Source organism: Falsiroseomonas sp., assembly GCF_030695085.1.
GTDB lineage: Bacteria > Pseudomonadota > Alphaproteobacteria > Acetobacterales > Acetobacteraceae > Falsiroseomonas.
This window is the reverse complement of record NZ_JAUYTS010000114.1, coordinates 1-16,894: the sequence shown is the minus strand read 5'-3', so window position 1 is coordinate 16,894 and position 16,894 is coordinate 1. Positions and strand designations below refer to the sequence as shown.

Below are 16,894 nucleotides of genomic sequence, written 5' to 3'. Positions count from 1 at the left end.
CCGGCGGTCATCCACCCGCGGCACGCCGTGCGAGCGCGGGAAGTGGGGCGACAGGCGACGCATCTGGGTGAGCGTCAGCAGGAAGGGCAGTGCGGACATGGCGGGACCTCCGCCACATCCAGAATCATGAGCCGCCGCGTCGAAGCAAGCGATTAATGGGTCCTGAGCCTAGCCCCACATCTCGGGCCGGGCCAGCTCCTCCGAAAGTCGCTTCGCCGCGGCCTCCAGCAACCGCTCCCCCTTCTCCGCGCTGGCGCGGCGCGGGTCGCCGATGACGCCCGTATCGGTCATCTCGGCAAAGGGCCGGCTGCGCTTGAAGCCGGGCGGGGCGGGGGGCGCGAAGCGCTTCGGCACGGCGGCCTCGATGCGGTCTGTCCGCACGCAGTCGGGGGCGAGGGCCATCATCATGGAGGTCTCGGCCTCGCAGGCATGCATGACGTTGGGCTGGTCCTCCAGGATCGCGGCGAAGGTGTCAGCATTGGCCAGCCAATAGGTCAGCCCCACCACCGGCACGCCGAGGCTGCGGGTGAGCTCGATGGCGGCGCTGCCGATCGCCTCGGTGTTGCCGCCATGGCCGTTGACCAGCGCGATGCGGCGGAAGCCGTGCCGCGCCACGCTGCGGGCGATGCCGCCGACCAGGGCGGAGAAAGTGGCCAGATCCAGCGTCATGGTGCCGCCGAAATCCATGTGGTGCTCGGCGAGGCCCGACCAGATGGTGGGAGTGACCAGCGCCGGCGTGCCGCGGGCCAGCAGGCGCCGCGCCGTGCGTTCCGCCACCGCGCCGGCCAGCACCGTATCGACGCCGACCGCCAGATGCGGGCCATGCTGCTCGGTGGAGGCGACGGGGATCAGCACCACCGTCTCCGGCGTCGCGCGCGCCTGGATCTCGGCGGCGGTCAGCCGCGCCCAGAACACGTCCTCGGCAATATCGCTCGTCATCCCCGCACATTCCCGTCTGGTTGCCGGCACAGGCTAGACCAGCGGCGCGGAGGCGCCATCCTGTAGGGCATGCGCTTTGTTCCGATCCTCCTCGCCTTGCTGTTTTCCGCCCCCGCCGCCGCGCAGGAGGCGGTGCATGGCGGCCCGGTGCGGGCGCTGGCGGTGGCGCCGGATGGCGGGGTGGCCTCGGCCGGCTTCGACCAGGCGATCATCCTGTGGGAGCCAGGCGGGCAGCGGGCGCGCGGCGTGCTGCGCTGGCACCAGGGCGCGGTGAATGCGCTGGCGGCGCTGCCGGGCGGGATGCTGGCCAGCAGCGGGGAGGATGGGCTGGTGGCGCTGTGGCCGCCTCGCCCCGGGCCGGAACCGCTGCGGGTGCTGACCGGGCATCGGGGGCCGGTGGCGGGGCTGGCGGCGGCTGGCGGGCGCTTGGCCTCGGCATCCTGGGACGGCACGGCGCGGGTCTGGGACCTTTCCGGCGGCGCGCCGGTTCGGGTGCTGGAAGGGCATCAGGGCCAGGTGAATGCGGTGGCCTTCCGCAGCGACGGGCTGGTGGCGACGGCGGGCTTCGACGGCACGCTGCGGGCTTGGACGGAGGGGGAGGCGCCGCTGACGCTCGCCGAATTCGGGCTTCCCCTGAACGCCCTGGTGGCGCTGCCCGGCGGCGTGCTGGCGGTGGGCGGGGCGGAGGGCGAGCTGCGGCTGGTCGGGCCGGATGGCAGCCTGCGCGCGGTGCAGGCTGGGGCGCGGCCGATCGTGGCCTTGGCCGCATCGCCGGACGGCACGCAGATCGCGGCGGCCGGCCTCGGCGGCAGCGTAACCGTGTGGGAGGTGGCGTCGCTGCGGCTGCGCCATACGCTGGAAGGCCCGGGCCTGCCGGTGTGGTCGGTGGCCTGGGCGGCGGATGGGGCCAGCCTGTGGACGGGCGGCACGGATCGCCGGGTGCGGCGCTGGAATGCGGCCACCGGCCGTCCGATGGGGCCGGTGGAGGGTCCCGCTGCCGAGACCATTCCCGCCGGCCTGCATCCGCAGGGCGCCCAGGTCTTCCGCGCCTGCGCCGCCTGCCACGCGCTGGATGCGGCGGCGCCGCCAATGGCCGGGCCGCATCTGTACGGCATATTCGGCCGTCGCATGGGCACGCTGCCCGGCTACACCTACTCCGAGCGCCTCGCCCGGGGCGACATCACCTGGACGCGGGAGACGGTGGGCGATCTGTTCACCCGCGGGCCGGATGTGGTGACGCCCGGAACCCGCATGCCGATCCAGACCGTGGGCAATGCGGAGGAGCTGGACGCGCTGCTGGATTTCCTGGAGGCCGCGACGCGGTAGCTACTTCTGCACCCGTCCCGTGCTGCGGCCCTGGCTGTCATAGAAGCGGGTGGTATCGCCCCGCTGTTCCGCACGGCCCTGGCTGCGGCCGCGGGAATCGTAGTCCCGCCGCGTGGTGTCGCGGTATTCGCTGCGGCCGGTGGACCGACCTTGCTGGTCATAGTGCCGCTGCGTGCCGCCGCGCTGTTCGCTGCGGCCCGTGGTGCGGCCCTGCGCATCATAATGCCGCGTCACGCCGCCGCGCGTCTCGCTGCGCCCGGCGCTGCGGCCCTGGCTGTCATAGTACCGCGTGGTGTCGCCGCGGGTTTCCGCCCGGCCGGTGGACCTTCCCTGGCTGTCATATTGGCGCTGCGTCTGCGCCGCCGCTGGCAGCGCGAGGAGCAGGGTCAGCAGGATCAGAAGGGCGCGCATGGCGGCAGCATGACAGCGCAGGCTTAAGGCAGATTGAGGGCGACGAGATCGGGCAGCAGGCGGTGGATAGTGACCTGACGGGTGTCCCGGTCCTCCAGCTCCCGCGTCGTCGGCACCAGATGGGTGGAGAGCAATTCCATGCCGGCCACCGGCAGGTAGGCGCGGCCCGGATCGGCGATCCAGACCTCCGCGCCGGCACCCGCCATTTCGCGCAGCCAGGGCAGGATATGGGCGGTCATCGGCGCCTCGTAGCAGACATCCCCGGCGAGGATCAGGTCCCATCGGCAGGGGCTGCCGACCACATCGCCCTCCGGCGTTGCCACCGCCACGCCGTTCAGCGCCGCGTTGATCCGGGTGGCGGCGAGCGCCAGCGGATCGATCTCCGCCGCCTCGACGCTGGCGGCGCCGGCCAGCGCGGCGGCGATGGCGCCGATGCCGCAGCCGGCGGCGAAATCCAGCACGCGCTTGCCGGCGACCAGCGCCGGCTGGTCCAGCACCGTGCGCGCCAAAGCCTGGCCGCCGGGCCAGGCGAAGGCCCAGAAGGGCGGCTCGATGCCTTCCTGCGCCAGCCAGCTTTCCGTCGCTTGCCAGATGGGCGTGATCTCGGTGGCCAGATGCAGGCGCAGCTCCGGCACCAGGGAGGGGTGCGCGATCGCGGTATGGGCGAGGATGAAATCCTCCGCCGCGCTCACAGCCTGCCGGCCAGGAAGGCGAGGGCGATGGCGAAGCCGACCTCGCGGTTCGACTTGAACAGCATCAGGCAGCGGGCGGGGTCGTCGATATCCAGCGTCAGCACCTGGCGCGCCAGCAGCGCCGCCGGCAGCAGCAGCGCCGGCAGGAAGGGCCAGGACAGGCCGGCGAGCAGCCCCGCCAGCACAAGCAGTCCCATCATCGTTACGTAGCAGAAGGTCAGGAACCGCGCCGTGCCGCCACCGAGCCGCAGCGCGGAGCTGCGGACGCCGACCTTCGCGTCATCCTCCCGGTCCTGATGGGCGTAAATCGTATCGTAGCCGAAAATCCAGAAAAACCCTGCCGCCCACAGCGCCAGCGCCGGCCAATCCAGCCCGCCCGTCGCCGCCGCATAGCCGGTGGGCGCGGCCCAGGAGAACACCAGGCCCAGCACCGCCTGCGGCCAATCCGTCACCCTTTTGGCCAGCGGATACAGCGCGATCAGCAGCAGCGAGCCGAGGCCCACATAGACCGCCGCCAGCGGCAGCTGCACCAGCACCAGCAGCCCGACCAGGCAGAGCGCCGCGAGGAAGACCAGCGCCTGCAATGGCGTGACGGTGCCAGCGGCCAGTGGACGGCCGCGCGTGCGTTCCACCTGCCGGTCCAGGTCGCGGTCCCACAGGTCATTCACCACGCAGCCCGCCGCCCGCATGGCGAAGGCGCCCAGCGTGAACAGCAGCGCCAGCCGAAATCCCTCCGCCCAGCCCGGCGCCGCCATGGCAAAGGCCCAAAAGCCCGGCAACAGCAGCAGCCAGGCGCCGATCGGCCGGTCGAACCGGCCCAGCAGCGCATAGGGGCGCCAGCCGGGGGGCAGGCGGGCCACCCAGCCGGAAGCGCGGATATCGGTCCAGCCTGTCATGGCCTAATACCTGTCCGCGGAGGTCCCGGATGTCCATCCCTCGCCTGTATCTGGACGACACGCTGGCCGAGGGGCTGGTGTTGGAAGCCGCGCCCGGCCAGGCGCATCACATCGGCACGGTGCTGCGCCGTGGCCCGGGCGATGCCGTGCGGCTGTTCAACCCCCGCAACGGCGAATGGGATGCCCGGATCGAGTCGATCCGCAAGGACCGCGCCCGATTCGCGGTGGAAGCGCAGATCCGCCCCCCGGTGGCGGAGCCCGAATGCCGCCTGCTGGTCGCCGCGCTGAAGCGGGATGCGATGGATTGGGTGGTGGAGAAGGCGACGGAGCTGGGCGCCACGCTGGTCCAGCCGGTGCTGACCCGCCGCACCGTGGCGGACCGCGCCAATGCCGCCCGCCTGTCCGCCATCGCCCGCGGCGCGGCCGAGCAATGCGAACGGTTTTCCGTGCCACAGGTGGCGGAAGCCGCGCCGTTGCACCGCGTGCTGGATGCGTGGGACGGGGCGCCGCTGGTGGTCGCGATGGAGCGCAGCGTGGCGGCTCCGGCCCGCGCCTTGTCGCTGCCGCCGGGCGCGCCGCTCGCTTTGCTGGTGGGGCCGGAGGGGGGCTTCATGGGCCCGGAGCTTGACGACCTGCGCCGGCGGCCCTTTGTAGTGCCGGCCGCGCTCGGGCCCCGGATCCTCCGGGCCGAGACCGCGGCCGTGGCCGGCCTCGCGGCGCTGCAGGCGCTGCTGGGCGATTGGGCCTAATCGGACGGGGCACCCGCCCCGGCTGGACGCCAGGAAGAGAACGCACCGCATGTCGAACCCCGGCGAGGCCGATCTGACGCCGATCACCTCCACGCGCCAATTGGCCGAGTGGTTTGCGGCGGGCAGCAAGCCGAAGGCTGGCTGGCGGATCGGCACGGAGCACGAGAAGTTCGGATTCGCCCGGGCGGGCTTCGCGGCACCGCCCTATGAGCCACGCGGCATCAAGGCGATGCTGGAGGGGCTTCAGGGCAAGGGCTGGGAGCCGATTCTCGACTCCGGCAATGTCATCGGCCTGAAGCGGGATGGCGGCTCCGTCAGCCTGGAGCCGGGTGGGCAGTTCGAATTGTCCGGCGCGCCGATGGAAGACCTGCACGCGACCCGCGTCGAGCTCGGCGACCATCTGCGGGAGGTGCATGAGGTGGCCGGTCCCCTCGGACTCGGCTTCGCGCCGCTCGGCTTCCACCCGCTGGCGACGCGGGAGGAGATGCCCTGGATGCCGAAGGGCCGCTACGCCATCATGCGGCGCTACATGCCGATGGTGGGCGGCATGGGCCTGGATATGATGCTGCGCACCTGCACGGTGCAGGTGAACCTCGATTTCGGCGATGAGTCCGACATGGTGGAGAAGCTGCGCGTCAGCCTCGCCTTGCAGCCGCTGGCCACCGCGCTGTTCGCCAATTCTCCCTTCATCGAGGGCAAGCCCTCCGGCCTGCTGACGCTGCGCGGGCGGGTCTGGACGGATACCGACCCGGACCGGACCGGCATCCCGGCCGTGGTGTTCGAACAGGGCTTCGGCTTCGAGCGATTCGCCGAATTCGTGCTGGACGTGCCGATGTATTTCATCATGCGCGACGGCCAGTACATCGACGCCGCCGGCATGTCCTTCCGCGCCTTCCTGGAAGGCCGTGCGGAGAAGCTGGCCGGGCATGAGGCCACGATGGGCGACTGGGCGGACCATGTGACCACGGTCTTCACCGATGTCCGCCTCAAGCGCTTCCTGGAAATGCGTGGCGCGGATGCCGGCAGTCCCGCGATGCTGATGGCCAAGCCCGCCTTCTGGACCGGCCTGCTGTATGACGACGCCTCCCAGAAGGCGGCAGCCAGCCTGATCCGTGGCTGGACGGTGGAGGAGATGAAGCTGCTGCGGAATGCCGTGCCGAAGCAGGGCCTGGCCGCCAGCATCCGCGGCCGCACCTTGCAGGCCATCGCGCGCGATGCGGTGGCGATCTCGCGTGAGGGGTTGAAGGCGCGTGGCCTGGGGGAGGAGGTGTATCTGGCACCGCTGTCCGAGATCGCGGAATCCGGCGTGACGCAGGCGGAGCGCTGGTTGCAGCGCTGGGAGACGGCCTGGGGTGGCGACGTCTCCCGCATCTTCGCGGAAGCCGAGGCCTGACCGTGTCGGCACTGACCATCCTCCCGCCGGACCGGCCGCTGCGGGGCCGCGTGGCGCCGCCGGGGTCGAAATCCATCACCAACCGGGCGCTGCTGCTGGCGGCGCTGGCGCGCGGCACCAGCCGCATCACCGGCGCGCTGAAAAGCGACGATACGCGGCACATGGCCGGCGCCCTGCGGGCGATGGGCGTAACGGTGGAGGAGCCGGACGCAACCAGCTTCGTGGTGACCGGCAGCGGCCGGTTGCGCGCGCCAAATGCGCCGGTGTTCCTCGGCAATGCCGGCACCGCGACGCGCTTCCTGACCGCGGCGGCGGCGCTGGCCGATGGGCCGGTGGTGCTGACTGGCGATGCGCATATGCAGAAGCGGCCGATCGCGCCGCTGCTGGCCGCGCTGGCGTCACTCGGGGTCGAGGCCTCCGCGCCCACCGGCTGCCCGCCGGTGACGGTGCAGGGCAGGGGGGGCTTCGATGGCACGGCGGTGACGGTGGATGCCGGGTTGTCCAGCCAATATGTCTCCGCCCTGCTGATGCTGGCGGCCTGCGGCACGCGGCCGGTGCGGGTTTCGCTGGCGGGCGATGCGATCGGCGCGCGCGGCTATATCGACCTGACGGTCGCGGCCATGCGCCGCTTCGGCGCGGTGGTGGAGCAGGAGGGCGGCGCGTCCTGGGTGGTCCAGCCCGGCGGATATCGCGCGGCCGATCTGCATGTGGAGCCCGATGCCTCGGCCGCGACCTATCTCTGGGCGGCGGAGATGCTGACCGGCGGCGCCATCGACCTCGGCATCGCCGCGGCGGATTTCACCCAGCCGGATGCCAAGGCGCATGCCCTGATCCGCGCCTTCCCGAACCTGCCGGAGGAGATCGAAGGCTCCCAGATGCAGGATGCGGTGCCGACGCTGGCCGCACTCGCCGCCTTCAACGCGACGCCGGTGCGCTTCACCGGCATCGCCAATCTGCGGGTGAAGGAATGCGACCGGGTGGCGGCAATGGCCACCGAATTGTCGCGCCTCGCCCCCGGCCTGGCGGTGGAGGAGGGCGACGATCTGGTGGTGACACCGCAGCCGCTGGCAGCCTTCCGGCCGGCGCGGATCGAGTGCTATGCCGACCACCGCATCGCGATGAGCCTGGCGCTGGTGGGGTTGCTTGTGCCGGGCGTGACCATCCTGGACCCTGGCTGTGTCGCGAAGACCTATCCGGATTACTGGCGGGATCTGGCGGGCCTCGGCGTCGCGCTTCAGCCGGAAAGCGGCTTCGCCATATAGACCCGCGCGCGGCCCTTCTCCTCCCGCCGCTCCGTCTCGGTGAAGCCGAGGCGGGCATACAGCGCGATGTTGGCTGTCATCCGCGCATTGGTCAGCAGCCGCAATTCGGGCAGGCCGCGCTTCCGCGCCTCGGCCTCGGCGAAGGCCATCAGTGCGCGGCCGAGGCCCTGGCCTTTCAAGGCCGGCTCCACCGCGACATTGTCGATCCAAAGATGCCTAGGGAAATCCATCAGCACGATCAGCCCGGCCAGGTCGCCGTCCTGCATCAGCACGAAGGCCTGGCCGGCCTCGCAGCGCGCGGCGTAGTCGTCATCCATGGGCAGCGGCCGGGCGCCGGTCACCGGCACCCAGGGCGCATAGGCGCGCTCCACCAGCGCGGCCAGCGCAGGGGCTTCCGCCGGGGTGGCGCGGCGGATCAGGGCGCCGTTTCCGCCAGATAGGCGATCGCCGCCTCCACCCCGCCGCCCGCATGCGGCACGCCCTGCAGCCGCAGGCCGATCTCGGTCGAGGCCAGCGTGCCGAGCAGCATCGGCTCGTTCAGGTCGCCCAGATGGCCGATGCGGAACACCTTGCCGTTCAGCCGCGACAGGCCGGTGCCGAGCGCCACGTTCAGCGTGCCGACGCGCCGGCGCAGCGCCTCGGCATCATGCCCCTCCGGCATCAGCACGGAGGTGACCGAATCGGAGACCCGGTCGGGCGAGAGGCAGTAAAGCTGCGGGCCGCTATTGCCCGCCCAATGCCGCACGCAGCGGCGGGTTGCCTCGGCCAGCCGCGCATGCCGGGCCAGGACATTGTCAAAACCTTCCTCCTGCTCGATCAGGCGCAGCGCCTCCCGCAGCCCATAGATCAGCGCGATCGGCACGGTGCCGATGAAGCTGCGGTGGCGCCGCGTCAGCATCGTCGTCCAGTTGAAATAGTGCTTCGGGAAGGCGCTGGCCTTGTGCGCCGCCATCGCCTTGTCCGACACGCCGGAGAAGGAAAACCCCACCGGCAGCATCAGCCCCTTCTGGCTGCCGCCCACCGCGGCATCGATGCCCCAATCGTCGAAGCGGAACTCGATGGAGCCGAGGGAGGATATGATGTCCGCCAGCAGCAGCGCCGGGTGCCTGGCCGCATCCAGCGTGGCGCGGATGCGCGGCAGGTCCAGCGTCATGCCGGTGGAGGTCTCGTTGTGCACGGCGCAGACCGCCTTGATGGCGTGGCCGGTATCGGCCGCCAGCGCATCGGCGAGATCCGCGTAATCCAGGCCGCGGCGCCAATCGGCGGCCAGGACCTGGACCTCGATGCCGAGATCGGCGGCCATGCGGCCCCAGGCTTCGGAGAAATGCCCGGTCTCGATCACCAGGATGCGGTCGCCGGGCGAGAGCAGGTTGACCAGCGTGGCTTCCCACGCCGCATGGCCGGTGCCGGTGTACATTAACAGATGCTGCTGCGTCCGCAGCACGCGCTTCAGGCCCTCCAGGCAGGCATCATAGACTTCGAGGAAATCCGGGCCGTTGAAGTCCACCGTGTGGTGGCTGACTGCCTGCTGGATGCTGTCCGGGATGTTGGTCGGGCCTGGATTGGCGAAGAAATGGCGGCCGCGCGGTGTCATCTGCCTTGTCTCCCCGGGGTTCCGGCCCCGCTATCCTTCTCCGCGCAAAATCGCCAAAAGGAAAGCCACGGCGAAGGGTGTGATGCATGTCCCTGATCGGCCCGCGCGCGGCGGTGATCAGCCTCGGTTCCTCCTGCCAGACGGCGCGGCATATCAGCCTGAATGTGCCCCTGCTGCGGGACCGGCTGGACCCGGGCATGGAATTGCGCGCGCTGCCCTTCGATTGGTGCCTGGCCCCGCCAGGTGCCGCGGCGCGTTGGCTGCGTGGCCCGGTCCGGGTGCCGCCCGCAGGGGCGGAGCTGCTGCCGGCAAAGCGGCCCTTCTGGGCGCGGCATGGGGTGTGGCTGTGGCATGACCCGGTGGAGGATGCGACCGAGTTCGCCGCATTGGCCGAGCGGCTGGACCGGCGCTGGGCGCGGATGCTGGCGCTGCGCTCGCTGGAACGGCGCGTGTTCATCCTCTCCAACACCCAGAACAACCTGGATCGCGTGCGCCACGGCGCGCCGCAGCCGATGGATTTCCGCCTGACCGCCCAGCGCATGCGCGAGATGGCGGCGGCGGTGGAGGCGGTGTTCGGGCCGGAGGGCAACAGCCTGCTCTTCGTCGCCTACGCGCACCGCATCACGGATGACGCGCGCCGCGCCGGCTTCCCGCTGGCGATCCTGGAGCCGGATGCGACCGACCATGCCGGGGATACGGAGCAGTGGCGGTCGGCGCTGGCGCGGCATATCGGGCCGGAGGGTGCGCGCGGCTGAGTTTTTCGCTTTCGGCCGCGGCCGAAGCAGCGGGTTTCCGGATGGCGGCAGGGTGGCGGCGCACGCACGGAGCCGCTTTTCATGCCCATCCCCACCTGGCCGGCGCCCGCGCCGCGCCGTCCTGCCGCCATCTGGCGCGGAATGCTGCGCTGGCTGGCACTGTGCTGCCGGCGGCATCGCACCCGCGCGGCGCTGGGTGAGCTGGACGCGCATCTGCGGCGCGACCTGGGCCTGACCGCGGGCGAGGCCGGGCGCGAGGCGCGCAAGCCCTGCTGGCGTGCCTAGACCGTTTTCCGTTCGCCTTGGCTCACGGCAACCGGTCTAGCTGCCTATTCTCGCGCATTTTCCAAGCGGTCAGGCGATTCCGCCGAACTGGAAAATGCTTTAGCCGGGATTGCCGCACAGTTCGGCCGCGGCCGAAGCATGCGGGACGCGCCTTCCCCATGCTCGGGCCGGAAACGGGAGAAGCCGATGTCCAGCAACGCCGCCATGGCCGAGACCGCCGCCCTGGTGGGCGACCCCGCCCGCGCCTGCATGCTGAACGCGCTGATGGATGGCCGCGCCCTGACGGCGGGTGAGTTGGCGAGCGTCGCCGGCATCACCGCCCAGACCGCCAGCGGCCATCTGGCGCGGCTGTCTGCCGCTGGCCTGCTGGCGATGGAGCGCCAGGGCCGGCACCGCTACCACCGGCTGGCCAGCCCGGCGGTGGCGCGGATGCTGGAGGCGATCATGCAGGTGGCCGGCGCCGCGCCACCACCCGCCCTGCCGCGCCGCATCGGCCCGGCGGACGCCGCGATGCGGCGCGCCCGCACCTGCTACGACCATCTGGCCGGGCGGCTGGGCGTGGCGATTGCGGAGGCGATGGCCGCGCGCGGCCAGGTGGAACTGGCCACCGATGGCGGTGCGGTGACCCCGGCCGGGCAGGATTTCCTTACCGGTTTCGGGATCATCCCCGAGCCGGGCGGATCGCGCCGCGCCTTCTGCCGCCCCTGCCTGGATTGGAGCGAGCGGCGCCATCATCTGGCCGGCGGTCTGGGTGCGGCGCTCTGCGCGCGCTGCTTCGAACTGGGCTGGGTGAAGCGGGTGCCGCAATCCCGCGCCGTGCTGGTGACGCGGGCGGGGGAGGCGGGGCTGCGCCAGGCCTTCGGGATCGAACTGGGCTGAACACGGCACCGGAGACTGGGCGCCGGGGGGCGGATGGCATAGTGACATGAACCCATGATCGATCCGACCCAGTTCGCCCTGTAGGTCGCCGCAGCATTGCTGCTCGCCATCACGCCCGGTCCAGGCATCTTCTATGTCGCGGCACGCACACGGGCCGGTGGGCGGGCGGAGGGTGTGGCCTCCAGCTTCGGCACCGGCCTCGGCGGCATGGTCCATGTGCTGGCGGGCAGCCTGGGGATCTCGGCCATCGTGCTGGCGAGCGCGGAGCTGTTCACCGCGCTCAAGCTGGTTGGGGCGGCCTATCTCGTCTGGCTCGGAATCCGCACCATCCAGGCGGCGCGCCGGGACATGCCGGCCGGCCTTGCCGGTGGCGCGGTGGCACCGCCGATCGGGGCACGGCGGGCGTTCCGGGAAGGCGTGCTGGTCGAGGCGCTGAACCCGAAGACGGCGGCCTTCTTCCTGGCCTTCGTGCCGCAGTTCGTCGATTCCGGCGCGGGCCAGGTCGCGTTGCAGTTCGTGGTCCTGGGCTTCGTCTCGGTCGCGCTCAATACCCTGGCAGACATCGTGGTGGCCTTCGCGGCGGGTGGCATCCGCGAAGGCGCGGCCGCACGACCTGCCTTGATCAGCCGCCTGCGGCAGGCCTCGGGTGGGGCGATGATCGCGCTGGGCCTCGGCCTGGCTTTCGCGCGTCGCCCGCCGGCCTGAGGGCCGGCATCCTCACACGGCGGTCCCGCCGGTAATCAAACGGCGGTCCCGCTGGTTCTCACACGGCGGTGCCGCCGATGGTCAGCCCCGTCATCTTCAAGGTCGGCTGGCCGACACCGACCGGCACGCCCTGGCCCTGCTTGCCGCAGGTGCCGATGCCGGCATCCAGCGCCATGTCATTGCCGACCATCGCCACCTTGGTCAGCGCATCCGGCCCGTTGCCGATCAGCGTCGCGCCCTTCACCGGCGCGCCGATCCGGCCATCCTCGATCAGGTAGGCCTCGGAGGCGGAGAAGACGAATTTGCCGGAGGTGATGTCCACCTGGCCGCCGCCGAAATTCACCGCATAGATGCCGCGCTTCACGCTGGCCAGGATCTCGCCCGGGTCGCGGTCGCCATTCAGCATCACGGTGTTGGTCATGCGCGGCATTGGGATATGGGCGTGGGATTGGCGGCGGCCATTGCCGGTGGGTGCGACGCCCATCAGCCTCGCGTTCTGCCGGTCCTGCAGGAAGCCCACCAGGATGCCATCCTCGATCAGCGTGGTGCGGCCCGACGGCGTGCCCTCGTCATCCACCGTCAGGCTGCCGCGGCGGTCCGGCATGGTGCCGTCATCCACCACGGTCACACCCGGCGAGGCGATGCGCTGGCCGAGCAGGCCGGCGAAGGCGCTGGTCTTTTTGCGATTGAAGTCGCCCTCCAGCCCATGGCCGATGGCTTCGTGCAGCAGGATGCCGGGCCAGCCCGGGCCGAGCACCACCTCCATCTCCCCGGCCGGGGCCGGGACGCTGTCGAGGTTTAGCAGCGCCTGGCGCAGCGCCTCCTCCACCGCCGCCTTCCAGGTGGCGGCGTTCAGCACCCGCTCATAGGCGAAGCGGCCGCCGGTGCCGGTGCTGCCGGTCTCCCGCCGCCCGTTCGATTCCACCACCACTGAGACGTTCAGCCGCACCAGCGGGCGCAGATCCGCCACGCGGGAGCCATCCGGGCGCAGGATCTGCACCGCCTGCCATTCGCCGAAGACGGAGGCCATCACCTGCTTCACCCGCGGGTCGCGGGCGCGGGCGTAGGCGTCGATCTCCGCCAGCATTTCCGTCTTGGTGGCGAATTCCATGGCGGAGAGCGGGTTCAGCTCGGAATAGAGCTGCGTGTTGGTGGCGCGCGGGCCGACATCCAGTGTGCCGAAATGGCCGGCGGCCACCGCCTTCACCGTCTCTGCCGCGCGGCCCAGCGCGGCCTCGGTGATCTCGGCGGCGTGGGCGTAGCCGGCGGCCTCGCCGGCGACGCTGCGCAGGCCGAAGCCGCTGGTCACGTCGAAGCTGGCGGAGCGGATGCGGCTGTCCTCCAGCATGATCGCCTCGGATTCGCGATGCTCGAGGAACAGTTCGCCATCCTCGGCGCCCGCGGTGGCGGCGCGGGTCAGGCGTTCCGCCGCGGCGCGGTCCAGCTTGGCGAAGAACAGCGCATCGGTGGCGGCCAGGGCGTCGGTCACGGGTAATCCTTCGTCAGCGGGCGGCGTGTCGTGCCGCATCATATGGGTATGCGGAGGCGGGCTTCACGCCGCGCCGGGCGGATCGATCAGGGCGGAGGCCGGAAAACGCAGCACGGCGACGGTGCCCGGCCCTTGCGGCGCCTCCAGCGCCACCGTGCCGCCCAGCGCCTCGGCCAAGGTGCGGGCCATGTAGAGGCCGAGGCCGGAGCCATGGAAGCGGCGGGACAGGGAATTATCCACCTGGGTGAAGGGCTCGAACACCCGCTCCCGGTCCTCCGGCGCGATGCCGATGCCGGTATCGGTGACGCGAATCGCCAGCCCCGCTTCGGTGACCTTGGCCGACAGCGTGATGCGGCCGCCGGCGGGGGTGAACTTCGCGGCGTTGGACAGCAGGTTCACCAGCAACTGGTGCAGCCGGCCGGCATCGCCCATCAGGCTCGGCAGGCCCTCCGGCACCTCCAGGGCGAGGGTCAGGCCGGCGCGCTCCGCCTCCTCCGCCACCGCCGCGCCGGCCGCCGCCAGCAGCGGGGAGAGCTCGATCGGTGCCTGGGTAATCTCCAGCGCGCCGGTCTGGCTGCGCGCCACGTCCAGGATGTCGTCGATCAGCAGCAGCAAATGGCGTCCGGCCTCGTTGATGGACCGCGCATAATCCGCCAGCCGTTTCGGGTCGCGTTCCCCGGCCAGGGCGTCGGAATAGCCGATCACGGCATTCAGCGGGGTCCGCAACTCGTGGCTCATCGTGGCCAGGAAGCGGGATTTCGCCTCGGAGGCCGCCTCCGCCGCGGCGCGGGCGGCCTCCAGCTCGGCGCGGATGCGGTATTCCTCCGTCATGTCGCTGAAGGTCATGACGAAGCCGCCATCGGCCATCGGGTCGGAGGCGATTTCCATCATCCGGCCGTCGCGGGTGCTGCGATGGTAGCGGTAGGATTTGCGGCGGTCGTTCAGGCGGGCGCGCGCCGCGGCCTCGGCCGGGATCTCGCCGTTGCGGACCTGCTCATCGAGCACCTCATCCACATGGCGGCCCGGCTTCAGGAAGCCGGGGGGCAGCCCGATCATCGCCTCGGTGCGGCTGTTGGTGATCAGCAGGCGGTGGTCCGGGCCATACATGCTGATGCCCTGGCGGATCGAGCCCTGCATCGCCTCCAGCATCTCGGCGCGGCGCACTGCCTCGCCTTCCGCCCGGTGCAGGGCGGTGACGTCGGTCACCACGGCGATATGGCCGCCATCCGGCAGCGGCGCGACACGGCTTTCCACGGCCGTGCCATTGGGGCGGATGTGGCGCAGCAGGCCGTCGCTGCCGGTCTCGCCCGGGCGGCGGCGGACCAGCGCGGCCTCGGCCTCGGTGAACTCACCCTCCGCCACGCGGCGGGCGACCAGATCCTCGAGATGCAGGCCCACCTCGATGGGGGCGCCCGCCATGATGGTGCTGTAGGCGCGGTTGAACAGGCCGACCCGGCGGTCCGGGCCGAAGACGCAGACGCCATGCGGCAATGCGTCCAGCACGCCATCCAGCAGCGCGGCGCGGCGGCTGGCCTCATGTTCCGCGCGTTTCAGGGCGGTGACGTCATCCACCTCGATCATGAAGCCGCCGGACGGCAGCGGCTGGCTGCCGACGCGCAGCACGTCGCCATTCGGGCGAAGCCGCTGCCGGCTGCCCGGCTGGAAGCGACCGAGGGCCATGCGCTCCGCCGTCTCGGTCGCTTCATCGCGGTCCATCTCGCCGCGCTCGACCAGCAGCTGGAGGATGTCGTGATGCGTCATGCCGGAGCGGATGCCGCCGCTGGACAGGCCGATCAGCCCCTCATAGGCCGGGTTGGAGATGGCCAGCTGCATGCCGCCGTCGAACACCGCGACGCCGGCCTGCAGGCGGGTCAGCACCACCTCCAGTAGCCGGGCGCGGGCGGCGGATTCGGACTCGGCGCGGCTCAGGGTGGTGACATCGGTGGTGCAGGTCAGGAAGCCGCCGCCGGGCAGCGGGCGGCTTTCCGTCAGCCCGACGCGGCCGGCCTTGCTGCGGACCAGCCGGCTGCTCGGCCGGCTGCGGTCCATCGCTAGGACGGTCCGGGTGATCTGCTCCGGATCCCCGGGGCCGTAGGCGCCGTTCCAGGCCAGGATGCGGACCATTTCCGGCAGGCGAATGCCCGGCGGCGCGACGGAGGGCTCCAGCCCATGCCAGTGGAAGCTGGCATCACTCGCCAGCACGAGGCGATGGTCCCCGTCATAGACCGAGACCGCGACAGGCAGCGCCGCGAACAAGGCGGGCAGCAGGTCCGATGTCGTGGCGGGGGCGCTGCTCACGCCGGCCGGGCCGCGGCTTTGGGCGGCCGCCGCAGGGCATGCAGCGCCACCAGCGCGGTGGCCAGCACCAGCACGGCCACGGCCTGGTGCAGCGTGCCGAGCGAGACCGGCACCACATAGACCAGCGTCGCCACGCCCAGCGCATATTGCAGCGCCACCGCCGCGCCGAAGCCGAGCACGGCGCGGCGCGCGGCACCGTCCGGCAGGCGGCGCAGCGCGGCCCAGACGGCACCGATCGCCATCAGCGCGGTCAGGGTGGCCAGCAGGCGATGGTTGAACTGCACGGCGGCGACATTGGCGGTCAGGTTGGTCCAGGCCGGGGACAGCAGCCAATAGCCATCCGGCACAAGCTGGCCATCCATCAGCGGGAAGGTGTTGAAGCTCAACCCGGCGCGGATGCCGGCGACGAAGCCGCCGGCCAGCATGGCGCCCACCAGGGACCAGGTCGCCACCTTCAGCATCCGCCGCACCGGCCGCGCCGCTTCCGGGGCCGAGCCCTGCGGCCGCAGCAGGCCGAGCGCGGTCCAGACCAGGGCGGAGAAAATCACCAGCGCCAGGCCGAGATGAATGACCAGCCGATAGGGCGAAACCTCCGTCCGGTCCGCCTGGAAGCCGGATGCCACCATGTACCAGCCGATCGCGCCCTGCAGCCCGCCGAGTGCCAGCAGGCCGAGCAGGCGCGGCTTGCTGCCGGCCGGAATCTGCCCGCGCAGCCAGAACCAGGCGAGGCCCGCGGCATAGGCGAGCCCGATCAGCCGCCCCCAGAAGCGGTGCAGCCATTCCAGCCAGAAGATCTGCTTGAAGCCCTCCATCCCGAAGCCCTGGTTGACCAGCGCATATTGCGGGATGGTCCGGTAAAGGTCGTAAAGCCGCTGCCATTCCGCCTCGCTCAGCGGCGGCAGCGTGCCCGAAAGCGGCGCCCATTCCATGATCGACAGGCCGGAGCCGGTCAGCCGCGTGGCGCCGCCGATCGCCACCATGATCCAGACGAGTCCCGCGACGCCCAGCAGCCAGAAGGCGACGGCGCGGGCGTGGCTGTGACGGGTTGCGGCCTGGGGGGCGGGGTGCGGAAGGGGGGGCGGATCGAAGGGCATGAGACCTTATATAAGTCGATGCGGCCGGGCGCAGCATCCGTGGTGCAGATTACCTGTCCAAGCCCGGCTTGCCGCTCAGGGCGCCCCCTGCTACCCCCCCCCCCCCAGGGCCCCCCCCCCCCCCCCC

General features: G+C 71.4%; 17 protein-coding genes. 8 read left to right on the top strand and 9 right to left on the bottom strand.

Annotated elements, in window-relative coordinates; translation table 11 throughout:
- Positions 1-168: 168 nt before the first annotated feature.
- Positions 169-939: a creatininase family protein gene (locus Q8S40_RS12565; RefSeq protein WP_305670677.1), complete on the bottom strand. Its 771-nt coding sequence runs from the start codon at positions 937-939 to the stop codon at positions 169-171.
- A gap of 69 nt (positions 940-1,008) precedes the next feature.
- On the opposite strand from Q8S40_RS12565, the gene Q8S40_RS12560 reads away from it, so the two are divergent.
- Positions 1,009-2,265 (top strand): c-type cytochrome, encoded by a 1,257-nt coding sequence (locus Q8S40_RS12560; protein ID WP_305670676.1) that lies wholly within the window; start codon positions 1,009-1,011, stop codon positions 2,263-2,265.
- On the opposite strand, the gene Q8S40_RS12555 is transcribed toward Q8S40_RS12560, so the two are convergent.
- Genes Q8S40_RS12555 through ubiA form a run of 3 tightly spaced genes read right to left on the bottom strand, consistent with a single transcriptional unit; the run spans position 2,266 to position 4,264 of the window.
- Positions 2,266-2,676, bottom strand: coding sequence for a hypothetical protein (locus Q8S40_RS12555; RefSeq protein WP_304814263.1), 411 nt, complete (start codon positions 2,674-2,676; stop codon positions 2,266-2,268).
- Between the two features lie 23 nt (positions 2,677-2,699).
- Entirely contained in the window at positions 2,700-3,368 is a 669-nt protein-coding gene (locus Q8S40_RS12550) for a methyltransferase (RefSeq protein WP_305670675.1), read from the bottom strand.
- Entirely contained in the window at positions 3,365-4,264 is a 900-nt protein-coding gene (gene ubiA / locus Q8S40_RS12545; RefSeq protein ID WP_305670674.1) for a 4-hydroxybenzoate octaprenyltransferase, read from the bottom strand. Before ubiA ends, Q8S40_RS12550 begins: the two co-directional genes overlap by 4 nt.
- 29 nt (positions 4,265-4,293) lie before the next feature.
- On the opposite strand from ubiA, the gene Q8S40_RS12540 reads away from it, so the two are divergent.
- The 3 genes from Q8S40_RS12540 to Q8S40_RS12530 are packed head-to-tail and all read left to right on the top strand — an operon-like array spanning position 4,294 to position 7,668.
- The gene (locus Q8S40_RS12540) at positions 4,294-5,013 is read left to right on the top strand and encodes a 16S rRNA (uracil(1498)-N(3))-methyltransferase (protein WP_305670673.1); all 720 of its coding nucleotides are present in this window, start codon (positions 4,294-4,296) and stop codon (positions 5,011-5,013) included.
- Between the two features lie 49 nt (positions 5,014-5,062).
- Complete coding sequence (locus tag Q8S40_RS12535; protein ID WP_305670672.1) at positions 5,063-6,406, top strand: glutamate--cysteine ligase; 1,344 nt, start codon at positions 5,063-5,065, stop codon at positions 6,404-6,406.
- Positions 6,407-6,408: 2 nt separating this feature from the next.
- On the top strand, positions 6,409-7,668 hold the full coding sequence (locus Q8S40_RS12530; RefSeq protein WP_305670671.1) for a 3-phosphoshikimate 1-carboxyvinyltransferase: 1,260 nt from the start codon (positions 6,409-6,411) through the stop codon (positions 7,666-7,668).
- On the opposite strand, the gene Q8S40_RS12525 is transcribed toward Q8S40_RS12530, so the two are convergent.
- Positions 7,641-8,039 (bottom strand): N-acetyltransferase, encoded by a 399-nt coding sequence (locus Q8S40_RS12525; protein WP_305670670.1) that lies wholly within the window; start codon positions 8,037-8,039, stop codon positions 7,641-7,643. The genes Q8S40_RS12530 and Q8S40_RS12525 overlap by 28 nt on opposite strands.
- 44 nt (positions 8,040-8,083) lie before the next feature.
- Entirely contained in the window at positions 8,084-9,262 is a 1,179-nt protein-coding gene (locus Q8S40_RS12520) for an alanine--glyoxylate aminotransferase family protein (RefSeq protein WP_305670669.1), read from the bottom strand.
- 86 nt (positions 9,263-9,348) lie between these two features.
- Between Q8S40_RS12520 and Q8S40_RS12515 the strand changes: the two genes are divergently transcribed.
- The 4 genes from Q8S40_RS12515 (at position 9,349) to Q8S40_RS12500 (ending at position 11,886) form a co-directional block, all read left to right on the top strand.
- Positions 9,349-10,017 carry a hypothetical protein gene (locus Q8S40_RS12515; protein WP_305670668.1) on the top strand — a complete coding sequence of 223 codons (669 nt, stop codon included), beginning with the start codon at positions 9,349-9,351 and terminating at the stop codon, positions 10,015-10,017.
- An 81-nt stretch (positions 10,018-10,098) separates the two neighbouring features.
- Entirely contained in the window at positions 10,099-10,302 is a 204-nt protein-coding gene (locus Q8S40_RS12510) for a DUF1127 domain-containing protein (RefSeq protein ID WP_305670667.1), read from the top strand.
- 186 nt (positions 10,303-10,488) lie between these two features.
- A complete protein-coding gene (locus Q8S40_RS12505) occupies positions 10,489-11,181 on the top strand; it encodes a helix-turn-helix transcriptional regulator (RefSeq protein ID WP_305670666.1) in 693 nt (230 codons plus the stop codon).
- Between the two features lie 96 nt (positions 11,182-11,277).
- The gene (locus Q8S40_RS12500; RefSeq protein ID WP_305670665.1) at positions 11,278-11,886 is read left to right on the top strand and encodes a LysE family translocator; all 609 of its coding nucleotides are present in this window, start codon (positions 11,278-11,280) and stop codon (positions 11,884-11,886) included.
- A gap of 58 nt (positions 11,887-11,944) precedes the next feature.
- Here the strand turns inward: Q8S40_RS12500 and tldD are convergent, their stop codons facing one another.
- The 3 genes from tldD to Q8S40_RS12485 are packed head-to-tail and all read right to left on the bottom strand — an operon-like array spanning position 11,945 to position 16,767.
- The gene (gene tldD, locus Q8S40_RS12495; RefSeq protein ID WP_305670664.1) at positions 11,945-13,414 is read right to left on the bottom strand and encodes a metalloprotease TldD; all 1,470 of its coding nucleotides are present in this window, start codon (positions 13,412-13,414) and stop codon (positions 11,945-11,947) included.
- 24 nt (positions 13,415-13,438) lie between these two features.
- A complete protein-coding gene (locus Q8S40_RS12490) occupies positions 13,439-15,673 on the bottom strand; it encodes a PAS-domain containing protein (RefSeq protein ID WP_305670663.1) in 2,235 nt (744 codons plus the stop codon).
- On the bottom strand, positions 15,670-16,767 hold the full coding sequence (locus tag Q8S40_RS12485; RefSeq protein WP_304814251.1) for a COX15/CtaA family protein: 1,098 nt from the start codon (positions 16,765-16,767) through the stop codon (positions 15,670-15,672). The genes Q8S40_RS12490 and Q8S40_RS12485 overlap by 4 nt, the downstream gene beginning before the upstream one ends.
- Positions 16,768-16,894: the final 127 nt, after the last annotated feature.

Excerpts from the sequence above, each read along its gene's own strand:
- Q8S40_RS12515 (WP_305670668.1), top strand. The coding sequence starts at position 9,349 with ATGTCCCTGATCGGCCCGCGCGCGGCGGTGATCAGCCTCGGTTCCTCC.
- Q8S40_RS12540 (WP_305670673.1), top strand. The coding sequence starts at position 4,294 with ATGTCCATCCCTCGCCTGTATCTGGACGACACGCTGGCCGAGGGGCTG.
- Q8S40_RS12555 (WP_304814263.1), bottom strand. The coding sequence starts at position 2,676 with ATGCGCGCCCTTCTGATCCTGCTGACCCTGCTCCTCGCGCTGCCAGCG.
- tldD (WP_305670664.1), bottom strand. The coding sequence starts at position 13,414 with ATGCGGCACGACACGCCGCCCGCTGACGAAGGATTACCCGTGACCGAC.
- Q8S40_RS12535 (WP_305670672.1), top strand. The coding sequence starts at position 5,063 with ATGTCGAACCCCGGCGAGGCCGATCTGACGCCGATCACCTCCACGCGC.
- Q8S40_RS12560 (WP_305670676.1), top strand. The coding sequence starts at position 1,009 with ATGCGCTTTGTTCCGATCCTCCTCGCCTTGCTGTTTTCCGCCCCCGCC.
- ubiA (WP_305670674.1), bottom strand. The coding sequence starts at position 4,264 with ATGACAGGCTGGACCGATATCCGCGCTTCCGGCTGGGTGGCCCGCCTG.
- Q8S40_RS12485 (WP_304814251.1), bottom strand. The coding sequence starts at position 16,767 with ATGCCCTTCGATCCGCCCCCCCTTCCGCACCCCGCCCCCCAGGCCGCA.
- Q8S40_RS12565 (WP_305670677.1), bottom strand. The coding sequence starts at position 939 with ATGACGAGCGATATTGCCGAGGACGTGTTCTGGGCGCGGCTGACCGCC.
- Q8S40_RS12520 (WP_305670669.1), bottom strand. The coding sequence starts at position 9,262 with ATGACACCGCGCGGCCGCCATTTCTTCGCCAATCCAGGCCCGACCAAC.
- Q8S40_RS12510 (WP_305670667.1), top strand. The coding sequence starts at position 10,099 with ATGCCCATCCCCACCTGGCCGGCGCCCGCGCCGCGCCGTCCTGCCGCC.
- Q8S40_RS12505 (WP_305670666.1), top strand. The coding sequence starts at position 10,489 with ATGTCCAGCAACGCCGCCATGGCCGAGACCGCCGCCCTGGTGGGCGAC.